The 23,303-nt window shown below is 72.2% G+C and carries 21 protein-coding genes; 7 read left to right on the top strand and 14 right to left on the bottom strand.

All coding sequences use genetic code 11. The annotated features are described in order from the left end of the window. Positions 1-16: 16 nt before the first annotated feature. The gene (locus GQF42_RS46925) at positions 17-151 is read right to left on the bottom strand and encodes a hypothetical protein (protein ID WP_158919521.1); all 135 of its coding nucleotides are present in this window, start codon (positions 149-151) and stop codon (positions 17-19) included. A gap of 110 nt (positions 152-261) precedes the next feature. On the opposite strand from GQF42_RS46925, the gene GQF42_RS11420 reads away from it, so the two are divergent. After that, on the top strand, positions 262-900 hold the full coding sequence (locus GQF42_RS11420) for a class I SAM-dependent methyltransferase (RefSeq protein WP_158919520.1): 639 nt from the start codon (positions 262-264) through the stop codon (positions 898-900). 5 nt (positions 901-905) lie between these two features. On the opposite strand, the gene GQF42_RS11415 is transcribed toward GQF42_RS11420, so the two are convergent. Together GQF42_RS11415 and GQF42_RS11410 are read right to left on the bottom strand one after the other, a co-directional pair. Next, positions 906-1,406: a DUF402 domain-containing protein gene (locus GQF42_RS11415; protein ID WP_158919519.1), complete on the bottom strand. Its 501-nt coding sequence runs from the start codon at positions 1,404-1,406 to the stop codon at positions 906-908. Then, the gene (locus GQF42_RS11410) at positions 1,387-2,316 is read right to left on the bottom strand and encodes a GNAT family N-acetyltransferase (protein ID WP_158919518.1); all 930 of its coding nucleotides are present in this window, start codon (positions 2,314-2,316) and stop codon (positions 1,387-1,389) included. Before GQF42_RS11410 ends, GQF42_RS11415 begins: the two co-directional genes overlap by 20 nt. Before the next feature lie 71 nt (positions 2,317-2,387). On the opposite strand from GQF42_RS11410, the gene GQF42_RS11405 reads away from it, so the two are divergent. Beyond that, positions 2,388-2,756 (top strand): GntR family transcriptional regulator, encoded by a 369-nt coding sequence (locus tag GQF42_RS11405; RefSeq protein ID WP_199272648.1) that lies wholly within the window; start codon positions 2,388-2,390, stop codon positions 2,754-2,756. A 15-nt stretch (positions 2,757-2,771) separates the two neighbouring features. Here GQF42_RS11405 and GQF42_RS11400 read toward each other — a convergent pair whose 3' ends face one another. Then, the gene (locus tag GQF42_RS11400; protein ID WP_158919516.1) at positions 2,772-3,542 is read right to left on the bottom strand and encodes a DUF72 domain-containing protein; all 771 of its coding nucleotides are present in this window, start codon (positions 3,540-3,542) and stop codon (positions 2,772-2,774) included. 15 nt (positions 3,543-3,557) lie between these two features. Continuing rightward, the gene (locus GQF42_RS11395; protein WP_158919515.1) at positions 3,558-4,667 is read right to left on the bottom strand and encodes a DUF5925 domain-containing protein; all 1,110 of its coding nucleotides are present in this window, start codon (positions 4,665-4,667) and stop codon (positions 3,558-3,560) included. Positions 4,668-4,876: 209 nt separating this feature from the next. Here GQF42_RS11395 and GQF42_RS11390 point away from each other — a divergent pair, with 209 nt between their 5' ends. Then, entirely contained in the window at positions 4,877-6,295 is a 1,419-nt protein-coding gene (locus GQF42_RS11390) for a GH39 family glycosyl hydrolase (protein ID WP_158919514.1), read from the top strand. A 28-nt stretch (positions 6,296-6,323) separates the two neighbouring features. Here GQF42_RS11390 and GQF42_RS11385 read toward each other — a convergent pair whose 3' ends face one another. From GQF42_RS11385 to GQF42_RS11365, 5 genes are all read right to left on the bottom strand, one after another. Further along, complete coding sequence (locus tag GQF42_RS11385; RefSeq protein WP_158919513.1) at positions 6,324-10,136, bottom strand: lipopolysaccharide biosynthesis protein; 3,813 nt, start codon at positions 10,134-10,136, stop codon at positions 6,324-6,326. Continuing rightward, the gene (locus tag GQF42_RS11380) at positions 10,129-10,938 is read right to left on the bottom strand and encodes a polysaccharide deacetylase family protein (RefSeq protein ID WP_199272647.1); all 810 of its coding nucleotides are present in this window, start codon (positions 10,936-10,938) and stop codon (positions 10,129-10,131) included. Before GQF42_RS11380 ends, GQF42_RS11385 begins: the two co-directional genes overlap by 8 nt. Beyond that, positions 10,931-12,076: a glycosyltransferase family 2 protein gene (locus tag GQF42_RS11375; RefSeq protein ID WP_158919512.1), complete on the bottom strand. Its 1,146-nt coding sequence runs from the start codon at positions 12,074-12,076 to the stop codon at positions 10,931-10,933. Before GQF42_RS11375 ends, GQF42_RS11380 begins: the two co-directional genes overlap by 8 nt. Beyond that, positions 12,073-12,894 (bottom strand): glycosyltransferase family 2 protein, encoded by an 822-nt coding sequence (locus GQF42_RS11370; RefSeq protein WP_158919511.1) that lies wholly within the window; start codon positions 12,892-12,894, stop codon positions 12,073-12,075. The genes GQF42_RS11375 and GQF42_RS11370 overlap by 4 nt, the downstream gene beginning before the upstream one ends. Positions 12,895-13,287: 393 nt before the next feature. Beyond that, entirely contained in the window at positions 13,288-13,722 is a 435-nt protein-coding gene (locus tag GQF42_RS11365; RefSeq protein WP_233273324.1) for a hypothetical protein, read from the bottom strand. Between the two features lie 265 nt (positions 13,723-13,987). Here GQF42_RS11365 and GQF42_RS11360 point away from each other — a divergent pair, with 265 nt between their 5' ends. Next, on the top strand, positions 13,988-14,791 hold the full coding sequence (locus tag GQF42_RS11360; protein ID WP_158919510.1) for an SGNH/GDSL hydrolase family protein: 804 nt from the start codon (positions 13,988-13,990) through the stop codon (positions 14,789-14,791). An 18-nt stretch (positions 14,792-14,809) separates the two neighbouring features. Here the strand turns inward: GQF42_RS11360 and GQF42_RS11355 are convergent, their stop codons facing one another. The 4 genes from GQF42_RS11355 to GQF42_RS11340 all read right to left on the bottom strand — a co-directional run bounded on the left by GQF42_RS11355 (position 14,810) and on the right by GQF42_RS11340 (position 21,258). Beyond that, complete coding sequence (locus GQF42_RS11355) at positions 14,810-16,453, bottom strand: serine/threonine-protein kinase (RefSeq protein WP_158919509.1); 1,644 nt, start codon at positions 16,451-16,453, stop codon at positions 14,810-14,812. 43 nt (positions 16,454-16,496) lie between these two features. Next, the gene (locus GQF42_RS11350) at positions 16,497-18,002 is read right to left on the bottom strand and encodes a nickel transporter (protein WP_158919508.1); all 1,506 of its coding nucleotides are present in this window, start codon (positions 18,000-18,002) and stop codon (positions 16,497-16,499) included. Beyond that, a complete protein-coding gene (locus GQF42_RS11345; RefSeq protein ID WP_233273323.1) occupies positions 17,999-19,609 on the bottom strand; it encodes a tetratricopeptide repeat protein in 1,611 nt (536 codons plus the stop codon). The genes GQF42_RS11350 and GQF42_RS11345 overlap by 4 nt, the downstream gene beginning before the upstream one ends. 113 nt (positions 19,610-19,722) lie before the next feature. Then, on the bottom strand, positions 19,723-21,258 hold the full coding sequence (locus GQF42_RS11340; RefSeq protein ID WP_158919507.1) for a DUF4331 domain-containing protein: 1,536 nt from the start codon (positions 21,256-21,258) through the stop codon (positions 19,723-19,725). Positions 21,259-21,416: 158 nt separating this feature from the next. Between GQF42_RS11340 and GQF42_RS11335 the strand changes: the two genes are divergently transcribed. The 3 genes from GQF42_RS11335 (at position 21,417) to GQF42_RS11325 (ending at position 23,260) form a co-directional block, all read left to right on the top strand. Then, the gene (locus GQF42_RS11335) at positions 21,417-22,004 is read left to right on the top strand and encodes a sigma-70 family RNA polymerase sigma factor (protein ID WP_158930026.1); all 588 of its coding nucleotides are present in this window, start codon (positions 21,417-21,419) and stop codon (positions 22,002-22,004) included. Next, entirely contained in the window at positions 22,001-22,852 is an 852-nt protein-coding gene (locus tag GQF42_RS11330; RefSeq protein WP_158919506.1) for an anti-sigma factor, read from the top strand. Before GQF42_RS11335 ends, GQF42_RS11330 begins: the two co-directional genes overlap by 4 nt. 126 nt (positions 22,853-22,978) lie before the next feature. Beyond that, positions 22,979-23,260, top strand: a complete 282-nt coding sequence (locus tag GQF42_RS11325) for a hypothetical protein (RefSeq protein WP_158919505.1) — start codon at positions 22,979-22,981, stop codon at positions 23,258-23,260. The last annotated feature ends 43 nt before the right edge of the window (positions 23,261-23,303 follow it).

Genomic DNA, 23,303 nt, shown 5'->3' with positions numbered 1-23,303 from the left:
AGGCGGACCCTGCGGGTCAGCCGTCGGGCCACCAGGTGCGCGCGATGTCCTTGCGTACCTCCGGACGCCCTGCGGGGCGCTCCTGATCCTCTTCACGGATCCGGCGGCTGTCCGTCTTCTTCAGGGGCTTGCGCACGGTTGTGCGGCGCATGGCTGCCTCCTTCCGTGCCTACCGGAATCCGTGTCCCACGGAGGTAGACGCTTGGGGGGAGAGTTCCTCATCGGAGCCGGATTGTCAGTGGCGGCTGTCACTCTTCGGGTATGACGCACACGGACGACCACACGGACCCGCCGGCTGCCGGCGAGATCGACTGGGACGTCGAGGCCGCCGGTTTCGACGACGAGCCGGACCACGGCCTGCGCGACCTCGAGGTCCGCGCGGCGTGGGCGGCCAGACTGCGGAGCTGGCTGCCCGAGCAGCCCGCCGACGTCCTCGACCTCGGCTGCGGCACCGGCAGCCTCTCACTGCTCGCGGCCGAACAGGGACACCGGGTCACGGCCGTCGACGCGTCCCGGGCGATGGCCGACCGGGCCCGCGCCAAGCTCGCCGGTCGGGCCGCGGCGGTCCTGTGGGGGGACGCCTCGGCCCCGCCGGTGGGCGAGCGGAGCTTCGACGTCGTCCTGGTACGGCATGTGCTGTGGACGCTGCCCGCGCCGGACCGGGTGCTGCGGCACTGGCGGGAGCTGCTGCGGCCCCGCGGGCGGTTCGTGCTGGTCGAGGGGGTCTGGGGGACCCTCGACCCCGTCGGCATACCCGCCGACCGCCTCACCACCCTGCTCGCGCCGCTGAGCGCGGACATCCGCGTGGAGCGGCTCTCCGGCGACCCGCTGCTGTGGGGCAGAGCCGTGCGGGACGAGCGGTACGCGGTGGTGGCGGACATGGGTGACCTCAAGGACTGAAGGGGTCAGGTCAGAAGCTTCGCGAAGCCGCCGGTGCGGGCCAGCTGCTCCAGTTCGTCCAGTGCGGCCACGGCGGCGGCGGCGGCCGCGGGGTCCGTCCACGCCAGCCCGCCGGCGGCGAACTCGTCCTCGTCCAGCCGTCGTACGTCCCTGCCGTCGGCGGAGCGCCACAGGTCCAGATCGAGGTCCTCCACGACCAGTTCGGCGCCGGTGCGCACCGCCGGGCGGGTGATGTCGCAGTACCAGCCCTTCACCGTGCCGTCCCCGGCGCGGACCTCCTTCACCGCGTACCAGCGGTCCCGCCAGTAGTACTCGGTGAAGACGTCACCCGGCTCGAAGCGGACGAAGCCGAAGTCCCGGACGCCGGCGCCCGCCCACGGCGCGCGGACGGCGATGCGGGTGCCGTCGTCGTGGAGCAGTTCGGCCGGGTAACGGATCTTCGTACGCCCGGCCTTGACCAGCACGACCTCCAACCGGGCGGTCGGCTCAGCCGAGTTCGCGGACATAACGGACCTCCGTCGCGCAGATTTCGTAACCCAGGGACCTGTTGATCGCGAGCATCGGACCGTTGCCGGAGTCGTTGCCCGTGAGCGCCTGTGTGCAGCCGGCGGCGCGGGCGCGGTGCAGCGCGTAGGTCTTGGCAAGCCTGGCCAGACCGCGTCCGCGGTAGGCGCGGGCGGTACCGGTCATGGCCGTGGCGTACCGGGAACCGCCGTCGGTGAACGCCACGCTGAATGCTGCGGGCCGGCCGTCGGCCACCACGACGGTGGTCAGGTCGCGGTCGAGCAGCGGGTGCTGCCAGGTCTCCTCGACCCAGGCCTCGTAGTCGGTGAACTCGTGGTCCACGTCGCTCGGTTCGTCGGCATGTGTCTCCGCGTCCAGCTGGAACAACGGGCGCGGGTCGGCCAGGAAGTCGGCGGCCGTGCGCACGTCGACGCCTGCCGGGGGAGCGGGCAGCGGCGGCAGAGCGGCCTCGGCCAGGTCCAGGCGCAGGAAGTGCGCGGTCCGCCCGGCCCGGTAGCCGCGCCGTTCGGCGAAGGCCCGGTTGGCCGGCTCGTCCAGGAGCCAGGCGAACAGCTTCGTCGCCCCGTGTGCGGACAGGTGCTCCTCGGCCGCGCGGACCAGCCGCCCGCCCGCGCCGCGCCCGGTACGCTCCGGGTGCACATAGATGTTGAGCAGCCCCTGGCCCGGCTCCGGGCTGTCATGCGCGAGCGAGACCTGGGCGGTGCCGATCGTCTCGCCGTCCTCCTCCGCGACCAGGGACCTGAACCGGGCCTCGGGGGAAGTGCGGGTGACGTGGTGGAGGATGGCGTCCGGGGTCCACAGGATGTAGGGCAGGGCGAGATGCCGCACCCGTGCGAAGGACTCGACGTCGGACCGGTCGCCGGGGCGCAGGTCGCGCACGATGACTGTCATGAGCAGGGACGGTAGGCGCAGGCGGGCCCGGGGTGCCTCTCATTTTCCGGCGGGTGCGGGAGAATCGGGCCGTGAGCCTGAAGATCCGCATCAATGACAGCGCGCCCCCGTACGAGCAGGTCCGGGCGCAGATTTCCGAGCAGGCGCGCTCCGGGGCGCTGCCGGTGGGACACCGGCTGCCGACCGTGCGGGGGCTGGCCGAGTCCCTCGGACTCGCGGTGAACACGGTGGCCAAGGCGTACCGGGCGCTGGAGGCCGACGGGGTGATCGAGACACGGGGGCGCAACGGCACGTTCGTCGCTGCCGCCGGCTCGGCCGCGGAGCGGGAGGCAGCAGCCGCCGCGCAGGCCTATGCCGATCGGGTGCGGCGGTTGGGGCTGGCCGAGGGGGAGGCGCTGGCCGCCGTGCGGGACGCGCTGCGGGCGGCCTACGGGCAGTAGCGGCTCTCCGGGTGGTCACCGGTGCTTCGCCGGCTCCGGTACCCGTGTCACCGTCCGGCCCGCCCGCTGTGCCGCCCTCCCGAACGTCACCGCGTCCTCCACCGCCGCCCCGCCGGGATCGTTGTTGAAGTAGGCGTACACGTCATACGCGTCGGCCCAGGTCGTGGCGATGCGGTCCACCCAGGTCTCCAGGGACCGTGTGCCGTAGCGCGGCCAGGGGGTGGCCCGGCCCTCGTGGAAGCGGACGTAGCCCCAGTCGGTGGTGCGCCACAGCGGGGTGACCGGGCGGGCCAGGACGTCGGCCCAGCACAGGGCCGCGCCCCGGGCCGACAGCACCGCGCGCACCTCGGATGTCCACCAGGAGTCGTGGCGCGGCTCGACCGCGACCCTCGTACCGGACGGGAAGCAGGCCAGACAGGCGTCCAGCAGGGCCGGATCGGCGCGCAGGGTCGGAGGGAGCTGGAGCAGGACCGGGCCCAGGCGGTCGCCGAGGCCCGCGGCATGGGACATCAGGCGCCCGACCGGTTCGGCAGGCTCCTTCAGGCGCTTGATGTGGGTCAGATAGCGGCTGGCCTTGACCGCGACGACGAAGTCCTCCGGGACGCGCTCCCGCCACGCTTCGAAGTTCTCGCGGGACGGCAGGCGGTAGAACGCGTTGTTGATCTCCACCGTCGCGAAGAGGCGCGTGTACTCCTCCAGCCACAGCCGTGCCGGGACCCCGGCCGGATAGACGCGGTCCCGCCAGTCCTTGTACTGCCACCCGGAGGTGCCGACGAACAAGGTCACAGCACCATCAAAGCACTACAGGTACAGCCCCGCGTCCGCTCCGTCCCGGGCCCCCGGCACCGAGGTCGGGGCCGTACCCCGGCGCAGCGCGTACAGCTCGGCCAGCGTGGCGCCCTCACGGCCGACGGCGTCCTCCCGGATCTCGGCCTCGCTGCCGAGCCAGTCCTTCGCCTCCTGGCGGCTCAGCGGCCCCACCTCGATCCGGGCGAGGCAGCGGCCCGGTCGGACCACGGCCGGGTGCAGACGCTCCAGGTCCTCGTTGGTGGTGACGCCGACCAGCACGTTGCGGCCCTGGCCGAGCAGGCCGTCGGTGAGGTTCAGCAGCCGGGACAGGGCCTGGCCCGCCGTGTGCTTGGCCTCGCCGCGGATCAGCTCGTCGCAGTCCTCGAGGAGCAGCAGGCGCCAGCGGCCCTTGCCCGCGCTGTCCTCCTCACCGATCGCGATGTCCATCAGATAGCCGACGTCGGAGAAGAGGCGCTCGGGGTCCAGGACGCAGTCGACCTGGCACCAGTCCCGCCAGGAGCGGGCCAGCGTGCGCAGCGCGGAGGTCTTGCCGGTACCGGGCGGGCCGTGCAACAGCAGGAGACGGCCGGCGATGTCCTGCGGGGTCGTCTTCATCAGACGGTCCATCGCGCCCGCCACCGGCGCGGAGTAGTTGGACCGGACCTCGTCCCAGGTGCCCGCGGAGATCTGGCGGGTGGTGCGGTGCGGGCCGCGCCGCGGGGAGACGTACCAGAAGCCCATCGTCACGTTCTCGGGCTGTGGCTCGGGCTCGTCGGCCGCGCCGTCCGTGGCCTGGTCGAGGATCCGCTTCGCCAGTTCGGCGCTGGTCGCGGTGACCGTGACGTCGGCGCCCCGGTTCCAGCGGGAGACCAGCAGCGTCCAGCCGTCGCCCTCGGCGAGGGTCGCGCTGCGGTCGTCGTCGCGGGCGGCGCGCAGCACCCGGGCGCCGTCGGGCAGCAGGGTGGCGCCGGAGCGGACGCGGTCGATGTTCACCGCGTGGGAGTACGGCTGCTCGCCCGTCGCGAAGCGGCCGAGGAACAGCGCGTCGACGACGTCGGACGGCGAGTCGGAGTCGTCGACGTGGAGCCGGATCGGCAGAGCGTCGTGTGGGTTCGCAGACATGCCGCCATGATCGGGCACGGATGCGCTCCGCGCACGGCATTTCGCTCCGGTGGACGAGCGGTTCGCACATCCGCGGGCCGGCTACGGCCGGTCCCGGCCACGCGGCGCGGCCGCACGGCGATACGGTCCCACGCCCCTCGGGACGCAGTCCTGTGGGTGTGGCAAAAGACCTGCCGGACCCGCCGCCTCCGCCCTTACTGTTGTCCTTGATGGGACGTCATGGGTGGGAATCGGATACTCGGCGGTGGCGGCTCACCGCCCTGCTCGGTGTCGGCGCGGTCGCGCTGGCCCTGGTGGTGACCCTGCTCGGTACGCTGTCCGGCGGTCCCGGCACCGCCGGCACCACCCGCGACGGCGACAAGGTGCACGGCACCCCCGCGAACCCCGGCGCGAAGCCGGAACCGTACGTCGGCTGGGGCTTCACGCACACCCAGTACAGCGCCGACGAGGGCGCCTCCGCGGCCACCGCGCGCGTGGCGCGGTTGCTCGCGCAGAACCGCGGGCTGGCGCAGAACCAGCACATCATGGGCTGGGGCGCCGACAATCCCGAACCGGTCCAGGGGCACTACGACTTCGGCGCCCTGGACCGCCGTGTCGACTTCATGCGCGCCTCCGGCGGCACCTCGGTGATCACCCTGTGCTGCGCCCCGGACTGGATGAAGGGCGGCAGGGCCGGGGCCGGCAACACGAACTGGAGCCAGGCCGCCCTGGAGACCGCCCCCACCCCCGACCACTACCAGGACTTCGCCGACCTCGCCGCGACCGTCGCCCGGCGCTACCCGGACGTGCAGCACTTCATCGTCTGGAACGAGTTCAAGGGCTTCTGGAACGACGCCGGGTCCCGCTGGGACTACGAGGGTTACACCAAGCTGTACAACCTCGTGTACGCGGCACTGAAGAAGGTCGACAAGGACATCATGGTCGGCGGGCCCTACCTGGTCATGGACAGCGTCGACCCACGCGACCAGCACGTCTCCGGCACGCTCAAGGGCCCCTGGGGCGCCATGGACCAGCGGGTGCTGGACGCGTTCTCCTACTGGAACGCGCACAAGGCGGGAGCCGACTTCACCGTGGTCGACGGCTCCAGCTACACCAATGACGACGACCTGCTGCCCGACGAGTTCGCGGCCACCGACAAGTTGACGGCCGTCAGCCGGTGGATCCGGCAGCAGACCCACGACCTGCCCCTGTGGTGGGCCGAGTACTACGTCGAGCCCGGCGACGGCAGCGGCAACCGCACCGGCTGGAGCGAACCGCACCGTGTCGCCGTCCAGGCCACGGGCATGATCGCCATGGTCAGGGGCGGAGCCGACTCCGGCTTCTACTGGAACCCGCAGGAGAAGACCGGCACCGACTGCGCCGGCTGTCTGTGGACGCCGACCGACAGTGCCGACGGCGGCCGGGAGCTGCCCATGTACGACCTGGTGTCCCGGTTCGCGAAGGCGTTCGCGCCGGGGACGAGGTACGAGACGGTGTCCGTGGCCCCGGACGACCGGGCGGATGTCCGGGTCCTGGCGAGCGGCAGAACCGTTCTGGTGGTCAACACGCAGAACCGGACGATCAGCGCACAGGTCGACGGCAAGCGGTTCGACATGGGGCCGTACGAGGTGAAGTGGCTCGCTCGCTGAGCCACCCCACCCCCTCGTACCGCCGACCTCACTTCATTGTCAGGAACCGCTGCACCAGCGAGGCCAGCACCACCGCCAGCAGCGGCAGTGCGAACCAGAACGTGCCCTGCAGCAGGCGCAGTTGACGCACCCCGGGCCGCAGGGCGACCCGGGCGACCTCCCGGGCGGCCAGCAGCAGGACCAGGACGGCGGCGGCCAGCGCGCCGACCACCGACCACGGAGTCCAGGTCACCTGCGGCCCGATCGGCCCGGGGTGCGGCTGCGGCACCGCGCCCGCCGGCCGCTTGCGCAACGCGTACACGGTGACGTCGTCGTTGACGTAGGCCTTCGTCAGCTCCTTCCGGCCGTCCAGATTCTCGATCAGCCGCTTCTCCCAGACCGGGGAGTAGCCCGCGTCCAGCTGCAGATAGGTCACCTGACTGCGGTTGATCATCAGATACGAGTTCGGGCCGGCGTCCTTGAGCGCCTTGACCAGGCCCGACACCAGCACCGGGTCGACCGGCGCCAGGGTCGGCACATAGTTCACCCGCTCCATGTCCTTCGCGCCCCACGGCATCGCCGGGGTCACGTCGTTGACCGTGTCCTGGGTCGGCCACAGCAGCCGCAGCGTCGGCCTGTCGTGGGCGTACACCCAGTTCATCGCCGCGACCTCGCCGGGCCGGGTCCGCTCGAACGTCTCGTTGCCCCAGCGGGCCACCAGGAAGCCGCCCATCAGCAGCAGCCCCGCGAGCAGTGCGGCCACCGGGGCGAGGCTCAGCCGGTCCTTCTCGCGTTCCTTCGCGGTGGCGCCGGCGCGCGGGAAGAGGGCGAGGGCGCCGAGCAGGGCCGCGCCCGGCACCGCGAACATGAAGACGCGCAGCGCCATCTCACCGCCGTACGACTGCATGCCGAAGCCCAGGAACGGCACGAAGGTCAGCACCAGCAGCGAGCGTTCGCGGTAGTGGTTCGAGCGCCGGCGCCACCAGCCCCAGCAGGCGAACGCCAGCACCGAGCCGGCCAGCAGCACACGGACGTACAGCACCAGCTTGTGCGTGGAACTGCCGCCCTGGATCCGGCCGGAGACGGACGTCGAGACATTGCTGCCGATGCCACCGACCCCGCCGAACAGGTCGTTGAAGTGCCCGGACCAGTACGGCTCGGCCATGAACCCGACCCACACCGCGACCACGACGGCGAACAGCAGGGGCAGGCCGCGCAGTTCGGACCGGCCGAGCAGGACGAGGACCGTGAGCACACCGAGCATGACGAACGGGGTGAGCTGGTGCGCGGGCACGCTCGCCGCGTACAGGCCGATCAACACCAGCAGCAGGACGGACCGCTGCCGCCGGTCGGCCGGAGCCACCTCGGCCTCGCCCGGACGCAGCCGCGACCAGACCACCCGCGGCGGGCGGAACCAGACCAGCAGGATCGCCACGAACATCAGGTACAGCAGGTAGGTGAAGCCCTGTGGTGAGAAGTAGTCCTGGCCGACCCAGCCGCACAGCACGAACAGCCAGACGCCGGTCCACTTCGCCCGCCAGCTCGCCCGCAGTGAGCGGGTGAGCAGGAACATCGGTGCCAGGTAGGCGAGTTGGATGGCCGTCGGCCACCAGCGGATGACCTCGGTGAAGTCGGTGAGCCCGCAGGCCCGGCCGACGAACGCGGCCACCGCGAAGAAACCGGGCCAGCTCCAGCGGGCGTCCAGGTCCGGTACGGCGGAGCCGGTGCGGTCGATGTAGTCGAGAAAGCCCAGATGCTGCCAGGCCGTCGGGAACCGCGGCTCGGTCTCGATCACGGCGGGCAGCGCGTGCAGGGACACCACGGTCGCGAGCAGGGTGAGCAGCAGCAGCGCCCGGTGCTCGCGGCGCAGCCACAGCAGCGCGGCGAAGACCGTGACCAGCAGCCCGGCCCCGGCCAGGGTCGGCAACGGCAGTACGGAGACCAGGCCGAGCCCGCCCATCCGGTCCAGGTCGGCCTCGCCGAGCCGCAGCGCGGGCACCCAGTACAGCAGCAGCGCGGCGATCAGCAGACAGCCGAGGACGACGCCGGAACGGGTGGGCAGCAGCCGTTGGCGCAGCGGCACAGGGGCCGGCGGCTCCTCGGCCGGGGCCTCGTTCGGCACGGCGGGCTCCGGGGCGGCCTGCGCCCAGGGCGCGTCGGCCCGTACGAAGGACGCGTCCAGCTCCTGCGCCGCGAACGGCGCGTCGACCTCGGCCGCCGCCTCCCGCAGCAGTGCCGCCTCGGCCGGGCCGAGGGAGGCCTCGCCGCCCGGTTCCCGTTCTTCGACGGGGAGGCCGCGTGGCGGCAGCGGCGTACCGGCGGGCGGAGTGCCGGGTCCCGGGCGGACGTCCGGGCGGCGCTCCACATGGTCGAAGTCGACGTGGATGCCGAGAGCGAGGGTGTCGGAGTCCAGCGCCCAGGCCGGGCTGCGCCGACGAGGCGTCACAGCGGCGGCCGGAACCTCACGGGCCCCCAGGTCGGCGAGGTCCCCGTCGGGTGCCGCCGTGTCGGGCACGGCGTCGGGCGCGGTCCGCAGCGTCCTCCACAGCCGCGGCGCGGCGATCGCGGCGATCACCGCGAGACTGCCGGCCTCGGCGACGCCCGCGCCGGTCAGCCCCGTCCGCGGCAGCAGCAGCAGGGTCAGGCCCAGCACCAGTGCGCACAACAGGCCCTGGAACAGGGCGAGTCCGGCGGTGCGGCTGCGCGCGCGCAGTACCGCGAAGTACGTCTCGATCACGACCCGCAGCACCGAACCGACCGCCAGCCAGCGCAGCAGCGGCGTCGCCGCCTGCGCATAGCCCGCGCCGAACACACCCAGGATCCAGGGCGCGCCGATGATCAGCAGGGCCGCGATCGGCAGCATGATCCGGGCCATCCGGCGCAGCGCGGCGCGGGTGTGGGCGGCCAGGCGTCCGGGGTCGTGCGAGCCCTCGACCGTGAGGGACGCGCCCATGTTGATGGCGAGGAGGTCGGTCGTACCGCCGATGGTGGTGGCGATGTAGAAGTACGCGTTCTCTGCGGAGCTGACCTGCGCGGCGACGATCACCGGAACGAGGTAGATCACCGCGAGCGAGAACAGCGAGCCGGTGTAGTCCCCGGCCAGGAACCTGCCGACCTGCTTCAGCGTGGGCGGCTGCGCGCGGCCCTCGGTCGCCCTGACGTGCCGGGGCACCAGCCGCCGGAACACCAGCCAGCCCAGCGGCACCACCGAGGTGGCGATCGCGGCCACCCAGGAGACGAAGACACCGGCGGTCGGGACGGCGACGGCGAGGGCGACGAGCAGGGCGAGCTTCACGGCCGAGAACACGGTGTTGCCGACCGGTACCCAGGTCGCGCTGCGCAGCCCGGTCAGCACACCGTCCTGCAGGGTGAGCAGGTTCCAGGCGACGACGGCCACGACGAAGCCGAGACCGTTGAGGGTGCCGTGCAGGAAGCGGTAGGACGGTCCCCAGGTGTTCAGGGTCAGCAGGAAGACCGCTGCCGCGAGCGCCACCAGCAGGGAACTGCCCGCGTAGGTACGGAAGACGAGTGTGCCGGTGCGTTTGCCGGACACCGGGATGAAACGGGCCAGGGCGCCGGTCAGGGTGACCGCGGTCAGTCCGGCGAGGAACTTCATCGCGGCGATGGCGGCCGAGCCCTGCCCGACCGCCGACTCGGAGTAGTAGCGGGCCGCGGCCAGCCAGAAGCCGAGCCCCAGGACGGCGGAGATGCCGGTGTTGAGCATCAGCGCGTAGGCGTTGCGGAACAGGGGGCTGCCGCCGGAGGACCGGCCCGTCCCGGGCAGCCGCAGGCGGCGCCCGGACCTGCCGGGCGCCGCGGTGTCGGTCGTCGTGGCCTCGGTGGTGGTGGTCGTGTCAGACACGGGAACGGCTGGCCTTCCGGCGGACCTGGTGAAGCTGACGGGCTCTGCGGACGAGGGCGTACCCCTTGGTGAGGGCGCGGTCCCCGGCGAAGGTACGGGCGACGGCACGGCCCTGGAGCAGCCGCTCGAACTCCTCGGCACCCGTGGTACGCCGGACCGTGACCCGCTCGAGCGCGTACGGCCCCTGGCGGCGGCGGGCGAGGGCGTTGCCGACGGCGAGCGCCTGGGCGTAGCCGCTCGCCCGCACGGCCCGGCGGACCCGGCGGCTGGAGTAGCCGTACGGGTAGGCGAACGACGCGGGCCGGGCCCCGAGTTCGTCGTCCAGGATCTCGGTGCAGCGGTCCAGCTCGCCGTGCAGCGCGTCGTCGCCGAGCTGGTCGAGCTGCGGGTGGGTGTGGCTGTGCCCGCCGATCTCGACCCCGGCGGCGGCCAGGTCGCGCACCTGTGGCCAGTCGAGCATGGCGTCCAGGCCGCCTCCGGTGTCGTAGCTGCCCCTGATCCAGCCGGTGGAGACGAACAGCGTGGCCGGGAAGCCGTGCTTGGCGAGCACGGGCAGGGCGTGCCGGTGCACGCCCTCGTAGCCGTCGTCGAAGGTGATCAGCACCGGCCGGGCGGGCAGTGGGCGGCCACCGCGCCAGCGCTGCGCCAGTTCGGCGGTGCTGAGCGGGGTCAGGCCCAGGTCGCCGATGAGCGCCATCTGCTCGGCGAACGCCTCAGGCGCGACGGACAGGGCACGGGTGGCGTCGTTGGGGGCGGCGGCGACGGAGTGGTACATGAGTATGGGCACGGCAGCGTCATTCATGGCCGACCTCCTCAACTCCAAGGGCCCCACGCGCCTGAGCCTGCCCTGCGGCGACAGTCCCGGCCTCCTCGGCCGGGGCGGCCCCTGCCTCCTTGACCGGGAAGGCCCCCGTCTCCTCGGGTTGTTGTGCGGTGGTTCCCCCGGTTCGAGACGGTGTCGTGCTCTCCTCGATCCGGGTCACCGAGAACGCGGCGCCGCCCCGGCGTGCTCGTACGGTGCCCACCGCGTAGCCGCCCGCCGCGGTGAGTACCCCGGCGACGATGGCGGCCGCGCGGCCCGCGCCGCCCGGGCGGGCCAGCAGGGCGTCCCGCAGGCCACGGGCGACTCCGGCCGGCAACACCCTTGTGGTGTACCGGCGTTCGGACTCCAGGCCCTTGCCGGCGCCGACGCTGCGGGCGACCAGCGCCTTGGACAGGCCCTCGGCGTAGGCGCGGGTGCGGAAGTAGGCGAAGTGCTCGCGGGGCGCGGGCACCCGGTGGTGGATGACCGCGCGGTCGTCGATGAGCAGGACCGCGTCGGGGCGGGCGCGGGTGAGGCGGATGCACAGCTCCGTCTCCTCGCAGCCCAGTGGACGCCGGTCGCCGTCGCGGCCGATACCGGTCGCGAAGCCGCCCGCCGCGTCGAACGCCGTACGCCGGAACGAGGCGTTTCCGCCGAGGACGTTGCGGACCCGGACCCGGCCCGGCGGCAGCCCCTTGTAGGTGCAGCCCACCACCCAGTCGAACTCCTCCGGGAACCAGGCCGGCCGCCGGCCCGACGCCCAGACGGGCACCGTACGCCCGCCGACCGCCATGACGCGCGGGTCGGCGTACCCCTCGGCGAAGCGGCGCAGCCAGTCGCGTTCGGCCACGGCGTCGTCGTCCAGGAAGGCGATCACGTCGCCGTGGGAGGCGGCGATGCCGGTGTTGCGCCCTGCGGACAGTCCGCGCGGGCCCGCGTTGGGCAGCACCCGGACGTCCTCGGCCGCCCTGTACTCACGGGCCAGCCGGTCCTTGAGGGCCGGGTTGTGGTCCACGACCAGGAGTGTCTCCAGCGCCGGATACGACTGCGCGCGCACCGAGGAGACCGCCGCGAGGATGTCCTCCCAGCGGTCCTCGGTGTACACGCAGATCACGGCGGAGATGCCGGGATCTCTCAAGACAGCTCTCCCCGGACCGCGTCGAGCATCGGCGAGTGGTGTTCCTGGCGGCGCAGTTCACGCCGGTTGGAACGTTCCCCGAGGATGACCTTGAGCACCCGGATACCGTCCCGTACGGCGCGCAGATTGCTGGTGCCGTGGATGCGGAGGTACTCGTGGCTCGGGATCTCCTGGACCTTCAGACCCGCCTTGACCACTCTGATGTTCATCAGCGTCTCGACCTCGAAGCCGGTGCAGTCGAGGTCGATCTTGTCGAGGCAGTGCCGCCAGAAGGCGTTGTAGCCGTAGCACAGGTCGGTGTAGCGCGCTCCGAATTTGCGGTTGACCACGGCGCACAGCGCCCGGTTGCCCAGCTTGCGGATGAAGGTCATGTCGTCGGTGCCGCCGCCGTTGGCGAAGCGCGAGCCCTTGGCGAAGTCGGCGCCGGAGACGAGCGCGGAGACGTACGACACGATCTCCCCGCCGTCGGCCGAGCCGTCCGCGTCGACCATCACGATGATGTCGCCGCCGCACGCCTCGAACCCGGTGATCAGGGCATCCCCTTTGCCCTTGCCCCGCTGTTCGACGACCTTGACACCGGGCCACAGGGACCGGGCCACCTCGACCGTGTCGTCCGTGGAATTGCCGTCCACCAGAACGACTTCGTGTATCCAGTCCGGAAGGGTCTTGAAGACGTAGGGCAGATTCTCCGCCTCATTCATGGCAGGAATCACCACGCTCACCGGCGGAGTGATCGCAAGATGAGAGGAGATCGGCCGGTAGTGTGCGGCGATCGACGGATCTTGCCCCGAACTCAGCGGGCGCAGAACAGAACTCATGGATCTCTTTTCCCTCTCGTCCGGTGGACCGCCCACCCCCGGGCGGCCCCGTTGTGTATCCGGTTCGAAAGGGGGGTTCTCATCTTCGGCACGGTGAATTGATCTCCGTGCACACCGATGAGCTGGCAAAGCTGGCCGGTCTGCCCGGGAAAAACGGCAGCCGGTCGCGCGGCACGACTCGGGGACAATTGCGGTCACCGAGCACGGCACCCCCCTACCGCGCCCCGCGCCGGTGACGCCGCGGCCCTGAGCCCTCCCCTGGAGCCGTGTGCCGACGTGCCGGTGCGGGTGAGATGTACGACGGTATTGACGATTGAACCCGAAAGGCAAGACCTGAGAGGCTGCCTCACATTTTTGTTGGTTTGGCCGTTACGCAACTTTGGCCTGCGTTGTTCACTCTTGTGTTCGTTTCCTCGAACTGGCTTTTTCTTTTACGAGGACCGATACGAGCAGCAGCAGGCTGAGCGTGGTCACGGCGATCACTCCGCCGCGGACCGACCAGCGGTGCACGGCCAGCATGCCTTGGGCAATCAGCATGTCCAGGACGACGGCACCCGCAAGTGCGGCGAGCGTGCGGCCGAACGGATCCAGCCCGCGCAGTGCCGCGGCGAGCGCCCCGGCCGGCGCGGCGAGCAGGAAGAACAGCGTGCACGGGCCACGCAGCGGTGAGGTGGAGTCGAGCAGGGCGAGCAGGGCGCCGGTTGCCGCGACGGCCGTCGCGGCCCCCGCGAGCAGTGGAGACAGGGCCCCCCTCGGCCCCGGCCGTGCCCCGTCGGTGTCCTGCGTACTGCCGCCCGATGAACGTGACTTGATGCGTAAGGTCTGCATTGGCGACCGTGCCCCCCGATTTGACCCCGACGCGCCGGATGTCGGGCTTCAATGTGGCGCAGGCCGGGGCGGGGCGTCAAGACGACGACCCGGGGCGAGTTGACCGGCTGTCAACACGTTTGACATGAGCACGCAAGACGCGTGTCGGTGAAATTCTCCGGTTGATCTGGTTCAGGCTTCAAAAAGTCTTGGCATGGACACTTCCGGTCAACGCGCGTAGGAGTTACCACAGTTGTAGGCAGAGATCCTGCTATAGGGAGGGACCATGAGTCGTTTCAGACTTACCGGATATGTGACCTCACTCCTCCTCGCCGTCGGCCTCGGAATCGGCGGAGCCGCCACGGCACAGGCCTCGACAGCAGCAACGGGCGGTTATGTGGCGCTCGGTGACTCCTACTCCTCCGGAGTGGGAGCCGGCAGCTACATCAGCTCGAGCGGTAGCTGCGACCGCAGCACCAACGCGTACCCGTACCTGTGGAACGCCGCCCACTCCCCGTCGTCGTTCGCCTTCAACGCCTGCTCGGGCGCCACCACGGACGACGTGATCAGCAACCAGCTCGGCTCGCTCAGCTCCAGCACCTCGCTGGTGTCCCTCACCATCGGCGGCAACGACGCCGGATTCTCCGACGTCATGACGACCTGTGTGCTGCAGTCCGACAGCGACTGCATCAGCCGGATCAACACCGCCAAGGCGTACGTCGACTCCACGCTCCCCGGCAAGCTCGACAACGTCTACAACGCGATCAGCGCCAAGGCCCCGGGCGCCCGGGTGGTCGTGCTCAGCTACCCCCGCTTCTACCTGCTCGGCCAGACCTGCCTCGGGCTCTCCGACACCAAGCGGTCCGCGATCAACGGCGCGGCCGACTACATGGACGCGGCCATCCAGCAGCGCGCCGCGGCCCACGGCTTCGTCTTCGCCGACATCCGCTCCGCCTTCTCCACCCACGAGATCTGCTCCGGCGACTCGTGGCTGCACAGCGTGAACTGGCTCGACATCAGCGAGTCGTACCACCCCACCGCGGCCGGCCACTCCGGCGGCTACCTGCCCGTGTTCACGAACAACGCGTAACCCGTACGGGCTCGCCCGTCAGGGTGAACTTCCCGGCGAGCCCGACGCCGAAGCGGAGGCCCCGCCCGACGGGGTCTCCGTCGGCGTCGTACAGGTCACCGAGAACGGCACCGGATCCGACGCCGTCCGCACCGGGGCGCGCACCTCGACGCTGATCGCGTTCCCGACCGTCGCGCTGCCGGTGCTTCCCGGGTAGGCGCTCACGGTCACCCGTACCCGCTGCGTCCGGGCGTCATCGGCCGCGAACGACAGCGTCTGCCAGCCGGGGTCCGCCACCGACCCGTGCGTGAGCACCCACCGGTACTCCACCTGCGCCGGTACCCGCCCCACCGTGAACGTCGCCGTGAACGCGGGCGCCCGCGCACTCGGCGGCGGACAGGGCCCGGAGTACGCCGTGTTTGCTCCGGTCAGGGTGACCTGCACCGACTGGGCGGGCCGGGTCGAGGACGACGTACTGCTCTGTGAGGCCGACGGGCTTCCGGTGCCCGAGTCGGTGGCGTCGCGGGGCGGGTGGGAGGACGTCTTCGCGGTGCTCGGACCGCCCCCCGCCTGGTCGTTCCCGCTGGTGCGGTGCATCAGCGCGTACGTCAGCCCCGCCAGCGCGAGCACGAGCGCGAGCAGGCCCGCCACCAGCGCCACCACGGCCCCGCGCCCGCGCCCGGGAGGGTCGGAGCGGGTGGAGGCGGGATCGGACGCAGGGCCGGCGGGCTGCGGCAGCGGCGGCGTGGCGGACGGTGGTCGGGGCGACCACGGCTCCTGGCCCGCGACCTGCGCGGCGTACGCGGACCGCCACGGCTGAGTGTCCGCGCGGGGCGCGCCTTCCCCGGAGGGGGCACCGCCGGCCGCGACGATCCGCAGCTCCCGCTCCGCCCGTTCGGCGTCCAGCCGCTCGGCGGGGTCCTTGCGCAGCAGCCCCTCGATGACGGGAGCGAGCGGTCCGGCCCGGCGCGCCGGCGGCAACTCCTCGTCCACCACGGCACGCAGCGTGCCGAGCGGGGTGTCGTACCGGAACGGGGAGACGCCCTCGACGGCCGCGTACAGCAGCACGCCCAGCGACCACAGGTCCGACGCGGGGCCCGGAGTCTGCCCCAACGCCCGTTCCGGAGCGAGGAATTCGGGCGAGCCGACCACCTCGCCGGTCATGGTGATCGCCGAGCTGCCCTCGACCGAGGCGATCCCGAAGTCGGTGAGCACCACCCGGCCGTCGTTCGCCAGCAGTACGTTGGCCGGCTTGACATCGCGGTGCAGCACCCCGGCGGCGTGTGCGGCCCGCAGCGCGGACAGCACCTCGGCCCCGATGTACGCGGCCCGCTGCGCCGGCATCGGGCCCTGCGCCTCCAACTGGTCGGCGAGTGACAGCCCGCGCACCAGCTCCATCACGATCCACGGGCGGCCTCCTTCCAGCGCCACGTCGTACACCGTGACCACGTTGCGGTTCGTGACCCGGGCCGCCGCCCACGCCTCCCGCTCCAGGCGTGCGTACATCCGCTCGACGTCGAAGGCGGGCAGCCCGGCCGGGGCGCGCACCTCCTTGACGGCCACCTCCCGGTGCAGGACCTCGTCGCGGGCCCGCCAGACGGTGCCCATGCCCCCCTCGCCCAGCGGGGACAGCAGACGGTAGCGGCCCGCGATCACACGGTCGCGGCCCGGTTCTCCGGACACGGGCGCCCCCAGGCATGTCGCGTGATTCCTCCACAAACGTAGCTCAGCCGAGGGCGGATGCGGCCCCCCTGAGCACCAATCCGGCCCCCAGGGCCAGGACGGTGAGCGCGGACGCGAGCGGCAGGGCCCGGCGCACCAGCGTGGCCAGCGGGTGTGCGCTCCAGCGCGGGCGCCGCGTCAGCACCCGGGTCGCCCCCGAACCCAGCCGGACCACGGCGAAGCCGGCCGCGGTGAGCGTCAGCGCGAGCCCGGCGCCGTACGCCACCACGAGCAGCAGCCCGAACCAGGCCTTGCCCAGCGCCGACGCACCGACGAGCACGACCACGGCGGACGGACTCGGCACGAGCCCGCCGGCGAAGCCGAGCAGGACGGTGCCACGGAGCGTGGGCGCGGTGGGGTGGGTGTGGGTGTGCCCGCCATGGGTGTGCGTCAGGGCGTGTTCGTGCGTGTGGTGGTGCTTGTGGTCGTGGGTGTGGTCGTGCGTGTGGTCGTGCGTGTGGTCGTGCCGAGAGGAGTGCGGGTGAGCGCGGGGCCGGTTGCGCCATGCCCGCCGTACGAGGTTCGCGCCCGCCGCCAGGACCAGGGCGCCGCTCGCCAGGCCCAGCCAGGCGATCACCGACGGCGTGGCGGCGGAGCCGGCGGTGACGAGCAGGCCCAGGGCGACGACGCCGAGGGTGTGGGTGACGGTGACGGACGCCGCCAGCGGCAGGACGTCACGGAGCCGGGCCCGCCCGCCGCGCGCCACCGCCGTGGCCGCCATCAGGGTCTTGCCGTGCCCCGGCGCGAGGGCGTGCAGGGCACCGAGGACGACCGCGACGAGCAGCGCGAGGGCGGCGAAGCCGAGGGTGAGATCGTGGCGGGCCACCAGGCCGTTCAGGTCCTGCGTCCAGCGGTCGGCGCCGCGGGGCAGCAGGGCGGCGGCCGGGCCGTCCTGACGCTCCCGGGCGAGGGCGAGGCCGCCGGGACGCACGTGCAGGGACGCGGTGGAGGTGTCGGCCGGTGAGGACAGCAAGTCCTTGGGGTAGGTGGTGAGTTCGTGCGAGACGGATGTCGTCGGCACGTCCGACCCGGTGAGCGTCGTACGGTCCCCGCGTGCGGTGATCTCCCGCCAGCCGGGACCGGACCAGTTCGTCGCGGCCCGGAAGCCGAGGGCGACCGAGGCGGCCCGGGGGAGAGGAGCGGTCCAGCGGCACTCCACGCGCACGGTGTGCAGACCTGCCTGGCCCGGGCGCAGGGCCGCCGTGGCGTCCCGCACGGTGAGAGGGACCCGGCGCCCGGCCACGGTCACCTCGCTGCCCCGGGCGGCCCGCTCGCAGCGCTGCCGGGCCCAGCGCGTCATGCCCAGCCGCTCGATGTCCGGTTCGGCCTGGGTCGCCGGTATCTCGGCCAGGTCCTCGGCATGGTCGATCCGCAGCTGCCCCGGCGCGACGACCAGGCCGTCGTACCGGTTGACCGTGAAGTTGCCGAGGGGATGCGCGCTCGCGCCGGTGGCGGCCAGGAGCACGAGGGCGCACACGGCGCCGAGGACGAACGGCAGCCGCAGCCTCACTTCGCGGCCTCCAGCGCCGTACGGGCCTGGGCCGCGCCCAGGGGGGAGAAGCCGGGGTTCAGCTCGAGGGCCGAGGCCAGCGAGGCGCGGCCGGCCGCGCGGTGGCCGGTGGCCAGCTCGATCATGCCGCGGTGGTAGCGGAAGACGGCGTTGCGGTAGCCGGTTGCCGTGGCCTGCCGGGCGTACGAAAGGGCCTCCTGGTCACAGCCGTTGACGTGCAGGGCCCAGGCGAGCGCGTCAGCGGTGTGCACGGTGTGCCGGCGGGCCCATTCGGCGCGGGCCGCGCGCAGGGCCGCCGCCCTGTCGCCGTGGTCGGCGGCGGCCAGCGCGGTGTCCAGGTCGGCGTTCACACCGTTGGCCCGGGCCAGCGCGGTCCAGGCGTTCACCAGGTCGTACTGCCGCCGCGCCCTGGCCCGGTCGCCGGCCGCGCCCCGGGCCTCGTACAGCTCGCCCAGTTCGACGAGCGGGCCCGGCAGCGGACAGCGGGACACCACCGCCTCCATGCCCCTGATCGCCGCGGCGCGCTCACCGCTCGCGGCCTGCGCCCGGGCCCGGCCCTCCAGCGCGGGAAGATATGTGTCGTCGGCGGCGAGGGCACGGGCGTAGTAGGTGAGGGCGGTCTTGTAGTCGCCCTGGTTCCAGGCGAGTTGGCCGAGCTGGGTGGCCACGTAGGCGACGTCGCCGGGCGAGGTGGCGCCGGACAGCGCCTGCTGGAGGACCCGGCGGGCGGTGGCCACGTCTCCGCGCAGCTCGTGCACGTACGCGTACCGCGTGAAGACCGGGACGCCCGGCTTGCGGGCGTCCGCGGTCTCGGCGGCCTGCGACGCCTCGGCGTACCGGCCGAGTTCGACCAGGGCGTCGATACGGGAGGACAGCGCGCGCTCGCTGTACGGGTTCTGCCGCAGGGCCTGGTCCGCGTAGGTCAGCGCGTCCGCGAAGTGGTGCCGTGCGGCGGCCAGGGCGGCGCGGCCGGCCAGGGCCTGATCGTTGTCCGGGGCCAGCGTCAGGGAGCGGCTCAGCGCCTTGTCCGCCTGGGGATACCGGGAGGGGTCCCCCTTGGTCCGGGCCTGCTCGACATAGGCGAGACCGAGTGTGGCCCAGCTGCCGGAGTCCTTGGGCTGGGTACGCAGGTGCGCCTGGATCGCGGCGATGCTCGCGTCCAGAGTGCCGTTGCCCAGGACCCCGGGGTCCACGGCACTGGATGCCGCCGGACCGGACACGGGTGCCCGGTCCGCACCGACGGCGATCGCACCACCGGTCAGGGCCATCGCCAACAACACGGCGGAGCCGCCGACTTGAAAGGACCGCCAGCGCCGACCGGCAGCGGCGACGCGCCGTACGGCGGTGACGCGTTCGTCGCGGGCGTGGGGAGCGGACTCCTCGGAGCCGGTCGCCTCGGAAGACTCGGAACCGGTTGCCTTGGAAGGCTTTGCGCCGGTGGCCTCGCAAGGCCTTGCGCCGGTGGCCGTGGGAGCCTCGGAGTCGTGGAGCGCGGGCCCGTCGGGTCCGGCGGCGGCCGAGTGCTCGTCGGTGTGGCACGGGCCGGGCACCGCGATGTCCACTCCGTTCCCGCCCTGCTCGTCGTCGTCCTGTGTACGCGGGCCCATGCCCTGCCTCCTGCTGCTGCGTCTGCTCGTCTGCTCGGCCGGTGGTGCGGGAGGCGCGGCCCGCCGTGGGGGAAGGAGATACGGGCCGCGCCGGTCTGCGGTGGGGGCGGGGATCAGTAGGGGCGCTGGATGCGACGGCGCCACCAGGCGAAGGCGGTGCCGAGCAGCAGGATCCCGGCTGCGCCCGAGGCCGCCGAGGCGGCGATCAGCACGGTGTTGTCGGAGCCGCTGGACCCGGCCGGCTGGAGGGCGTCGCCGAGCTGGCTGCGCACGTCCGTGCCGGAGGTCGTGCCCTTGGCGAGCGGGCCGCGAGAGCCGGAGGTCGGCTCGGCGACGTACGGGAAGTACTTCTCGAAGTTCTGGTCGTTCTTGTCGACCCCATCGCCCAAGTCGTTCTTGGAGCCGACGAGTTCACCTTCCATCACCTGGAGTGCCTCGTCCACCACGTCGTCGCCGAGCCGGCGCCCGTTCGGAAACCCGGCGTTGTCGCCGTCCAGGACGCCGAGCCGCTTGGGGTGCATGCTCGGCTTGATCGAGGTGTTCAGACGCAGCTGCTCCGAAGGCCGCACGCCCGGCGGCTGGTTGAGGCCCTTGACGCCCTTCAGGAACACGTCGACGAGGTCGTTGCGCGGCTCGCTCGGCGCCTTGATCTTGTAGATCTGCTCGATGAGCCTGGGCAGCTCGGGGTTGGTGACGTTCTTCAGGAACTGTGCGTCGTACGCGGGCTGCGAGGCGTTGAACCTGTCCTTGTCCTTCTGCGGGTTCACGACCTCGTTGACCAGCGGGTTGCCCAGGCGGGAGACCTGGGTGTAATAGCCCTGCGCGTTACGGCGCTGGGTCGTGGACCAGACACCGACCACCGGCTGGCCGGCCGACTCGCGGATCAGGGCGGTGGGCACCTGCAGGGCGATGGTGTTGACGTTGTAGCCCTTGAGGGTGTCGTTGCCGACCTCGCTGAGGTTGCCGCCGTACAGCAGGTCGAAGACGCGCAGGTCGGCGAAGAACGGGTCGTCCGCCTGCCCGGCGAAGGTCGTGCCGCCGCCCGCCGTCCGGTGGACGGCCTGCGAGCGAAGCTTGGCGTAGTCGGGCATGGAGGCCTTGCCGACGTCCGACGGCGCCACCGGCACGTCGTGCGCGAGCTTGGTCCGGTACACCACCCGCTCGTGCTTCAGCCGGATCAGCTCGATGTCGTAGGTCTGCGTGATGTTGAGGTTCGGGTCGTCGAGGCTCTTCACGACGCCGGTGTTGTAGAGGAACGTCCTGCCGTTCTTCGTGTGCGTCTTGAACGTGTAGCGGAAGAGCAGGTCGTCCTGCGCGTCGCCGTTGTTGTCGATGTGCAGGTCGTACTGGGCGTCGTCGGCGAACGTGTAGAAGTTCGGTCCGCCCGCCGGCTCCTCGAACGGGATCCAGTCGGCCACGATCGTCGTCGTGTCGGGCTTGTCCGGGCTGACGAACGCGTACAGGTCCGTGTTGTCGTACTGCGGGGTCCCCGAGATCAGCGGTGCTTCCCGGTGCGAGGAGGCGGAGGCCGCCCCGGGGGCCAGCGCGGCGGTGCCGACGGCGGCGAGTCCGCCCGCCGTCAGCGCACCGCACAGGAGCGTGACCAGGCCCCTGCGTACCGTGCCGCTTCTGGAGAAGAGAGGTTTCATGCCGTCCGTCCTCAGTGCCGCTTGCCGTTGACGGATGCGCATTCGGAGCGGGTCCGGCGATCGGATTGGCCCACCGGAGAAAAAGTTTTGGGTGCGTTGCGACCCGCGTTTTCGGCCCTCCGGTACGTATCACCGGCGGGAGGTGGGCGTTCGTGCGGATGCGAGGAGCGCGGGGAAGGGCCGGCTGCGGGGAAGGGGCCCGTGCGCAGGCCGACGAGCTGCTGGTGCTCGTCGCGGACGGCGACCACAGGGCGTTCGAGGACCTGTACACCCTGGTGTCCGGACCGGTGTACGGACTGGTCCGGCGGGTGGTGCGCGATCCCGCCCAGTCCGAGGAGGTCGCCCAGGAGGTGCTGCTCGAGCTGTGGCGCTGCGCAGCGCGGTTCGACCCTGGCCGGGGCAGCGCGCTGTCCTGGATTCTCACCCTCGCTCACCGCCGCGCCGTCGACCGGGTGCGCAGTGCCCGCGCGGCCGGCGAACGCGAGCAACGCGAGGCGCTGCGCGGCGGGGAGCCCGCTTTCGACCAGGTCGCCGAGGAGGTCGAGGCGGGGCTGGAGCGCGAGTGGGTGCGCCGCTGTCTGCAGCGGCTCACGGACCTGCAGCGCCAGTCGGTGACCCTCGCCTACTACGACGGCTACACCTACCGTGAGGTGGCGGAGCGGCTCTCGCTGCCGCTCGGCACCGTCAAGACGCGGATGCGCGACGGACTCACCCGGCTGCGCCAGTGCCTGGGAGGCGCCGCATGAGCATCCTCGGCAGGCTGACCGGCCATGGCGACCCGCACTCCCTCGCCGCCCCCTATGTGCTCGACGCCCTCGAGCCCGGCGAGCGGCGCCGGTTCGCGAAACATCTGCGGGACTGCGAGCGCTGCGCCACCGAGGTGCGGGCCCTGGCCGAGGACGCGGTGCGCCTCGCCTGGTCCACGGCCGCCCCCGCGCCCGCCGCGCTGCGGGACCGGGTGCTGGCCGCCGTACGCGCCATCCCGCAGGAGCCCGCCCCGGACCGGGCGTCGCAGCACGCGGAGCGCGAGCGGAACCGGTCGCGGGAGCGTACGTCCCCGCTGCCGCCGCACGTCTGGGGAACCCAGCCCCCACCGGGACGCGCCCGCACGCCCCGCACACGCCCCCTGTTCGTGCCGCTCGCCACGGCCACCGCCGCGGCCGCCCTCGTCGTGGCCTCCCTGTTCGCGGTCCAGGCGCACCACGTCCAGGGCCGGCTCGACGCCGCGCAGGTGCGGGCACGTGAGATGGCCCACGTTCTGGCCGCTCCCGACGCCCGCGCCACGAACAGCAAGGACGCACAGGGCCGCGGTATCGGAGTGATCGCTTCCGCCTCGGAGCGGGAAGCCGTCGTCACCCTCAGCGGATACGGCGCCCCGCCGGACGGGCGCGTACGCCAGCTCTGGCTCATGCGCCCTCGTGCGCAACCGCGCTCCCTCGGGCTCTTCGCGGGCGACACGCCCCTGCTCGCCAAGGGGCTCGACCTCGCCTCGACGTCACTCGCCGTGACCGTCGAGTCTGATGGCGGCTCAGCGCAGCCCACCGGCCAGCCCATTGTCCAACTCACCCTGAAATCGGTCGGATTCGGAGAGTAGTCAAAGCGGCATGGTCAACCTCCTTGCAGGGAAGGTGAATCCTGTGGGCGCGATACACGCGTGCCGCCTTGGGGCGATAGGGTTACTCTGCCCGGGCCGGGTGGACTCGTACGGGTGGGGAGTGACATGGATCAGATAACAGTGCGCAGCAGGGCCAGGGTCCCTGCGATCACCTGCGGGAGCAGCGCGACCAGTTCGCGCCTGGACCGCCATCTGTCGGTGCTGGCGGGTCCCGCCATACCGCAGCAGAAGACGATCGAGGCGACCTCGCTGATGCTCGAGCTGACGGCGCGTGACACCGTGCACCAGCGCAGCGACCGGGGTAAGCGGGTCAGCCGCGTCTCCCTGTTCGCGCCGCTGCGTCGGCTGCGCCGCTCGCTCTTCGGCGGGCAGGGGCGCGGGCACTGAGCGGGCAGAGCCGCCGCTGATGGAGCGGGCGGCCCCCTGGAAC

It is taken from the genome of Streptomyces broussonetiae (assembly GCF_009796285.1).
Taxonomy (GTDB): Bacteria; Actinomycetota; Actinomycetes; order Streptomycetales; family Streptomycetaceae; genus Streptomyces; species Streptomyces broussonetiae.
This window is presented reverse-complemented; position numbering and strand designations above follow the sequence as displayed.

Coding starts and splice junctions, on each gene's coding strand:
- GQF42_RS46925 (WP_158919521.1), bottom strand. CDS start 151: ATGCGCCGCACAACCGTGCGCAAGCCCCTGAAGAAGACGGACAGCCGC.
- GQF42_RS11420 (WP_158919520.1), top strand. CDS start 262: ATGACGCACACGGACGACCACACGGACCCGCCGGCTGCCGGCGAGATC.
- GQF42_RS11415 (WP_158919519.1), bottom strand. CDS start 1,406: ATGTCCGCGAACTCGGCTGAGCCGACCGCCCGGTTGGAGGTCGTGCTG.
- GQF42_RS11410 (WP_158919518.1), bottom strand. CDS start 2,316: ATGACAGTCATCGTGCGCGACCTGCGCCCCGGCGACCGGTCCGACGTC.
- GQF42_RS11395 (WP_158919515.1), bottom strand. CDS start 4,667: ATGTCTGCGAACCCACACGACGCTCTGCCGATCCGGCTCCACGTCGAC.
- GQF42_RS11390 (WP_158919514.1), top strand. CDS start 4,877: ATGGGACGTCATGGGTGGGAATCGGATACTCGGCGGTGGCGGCTCACC.
- GQF42_RS11380 (WP_199272647.1), bottom strand. CDS start 10,938: ATGAATGACGCTGCCGTGCCCATACTCATGTACCACTCCGTCGCCGCC.
- GQF42_RS11370 (WP_158919511.1), bottom strand. CDS start 12,894: ATGAGTTCTGTTCTGCGCCCGCTGAGTTCGGGGCAAGATCCGTCGATC.
- GQF42_RS11365 (WP_233273324.1), bottom strand. CDS start 13,722: ATGCAGACCTTACGCATCAAGTCACGTTCATCGGGCGGCAGTACGCAG.
- GQF42_RS11360 (WP_158919510.1), top strand. CDS start 13,988: ATGAGTCGTTTCAGACTTACCGGATATGTGACCTCACTCCTCCTCGCC.
- GQF42_RS11345 (WP_233273323.1), bottom strand. CDS start 19,609: ATGGGCCCGCGTACACAGGACGACGACGAGCAGGGCGGGAACGGAGTG.
- GQF42_RS11340 (WP_158919507.1), bottom strand. CDS start 21,258: ATGAAACCTCTCTTCTCCAGAAGCGGCACGGTACGCAGGGGCCTGGTC.
- GQF42_RS11335 (WP_158930026.1), top strand. CDS start 21,417: ATGCGAGGAGCGCGGGGAAGGGCCGGCTGCGGGGAAGGGGCCCGTGCG.
- GQF42_RS11330 (WP_158919506.1), top strand. CDS start 22,001: ATGAGCATCCTCGGCAGGCTGACCGGCCATGGCGACCCGCACTCCCTC.
- GQF42_RS11325 (WP_158919505.1), top strand. CDS start 22,979: ATGGATCAGATAACAGTGCGCAGCAGGGCCAGGGTCCCTGCGATCACC.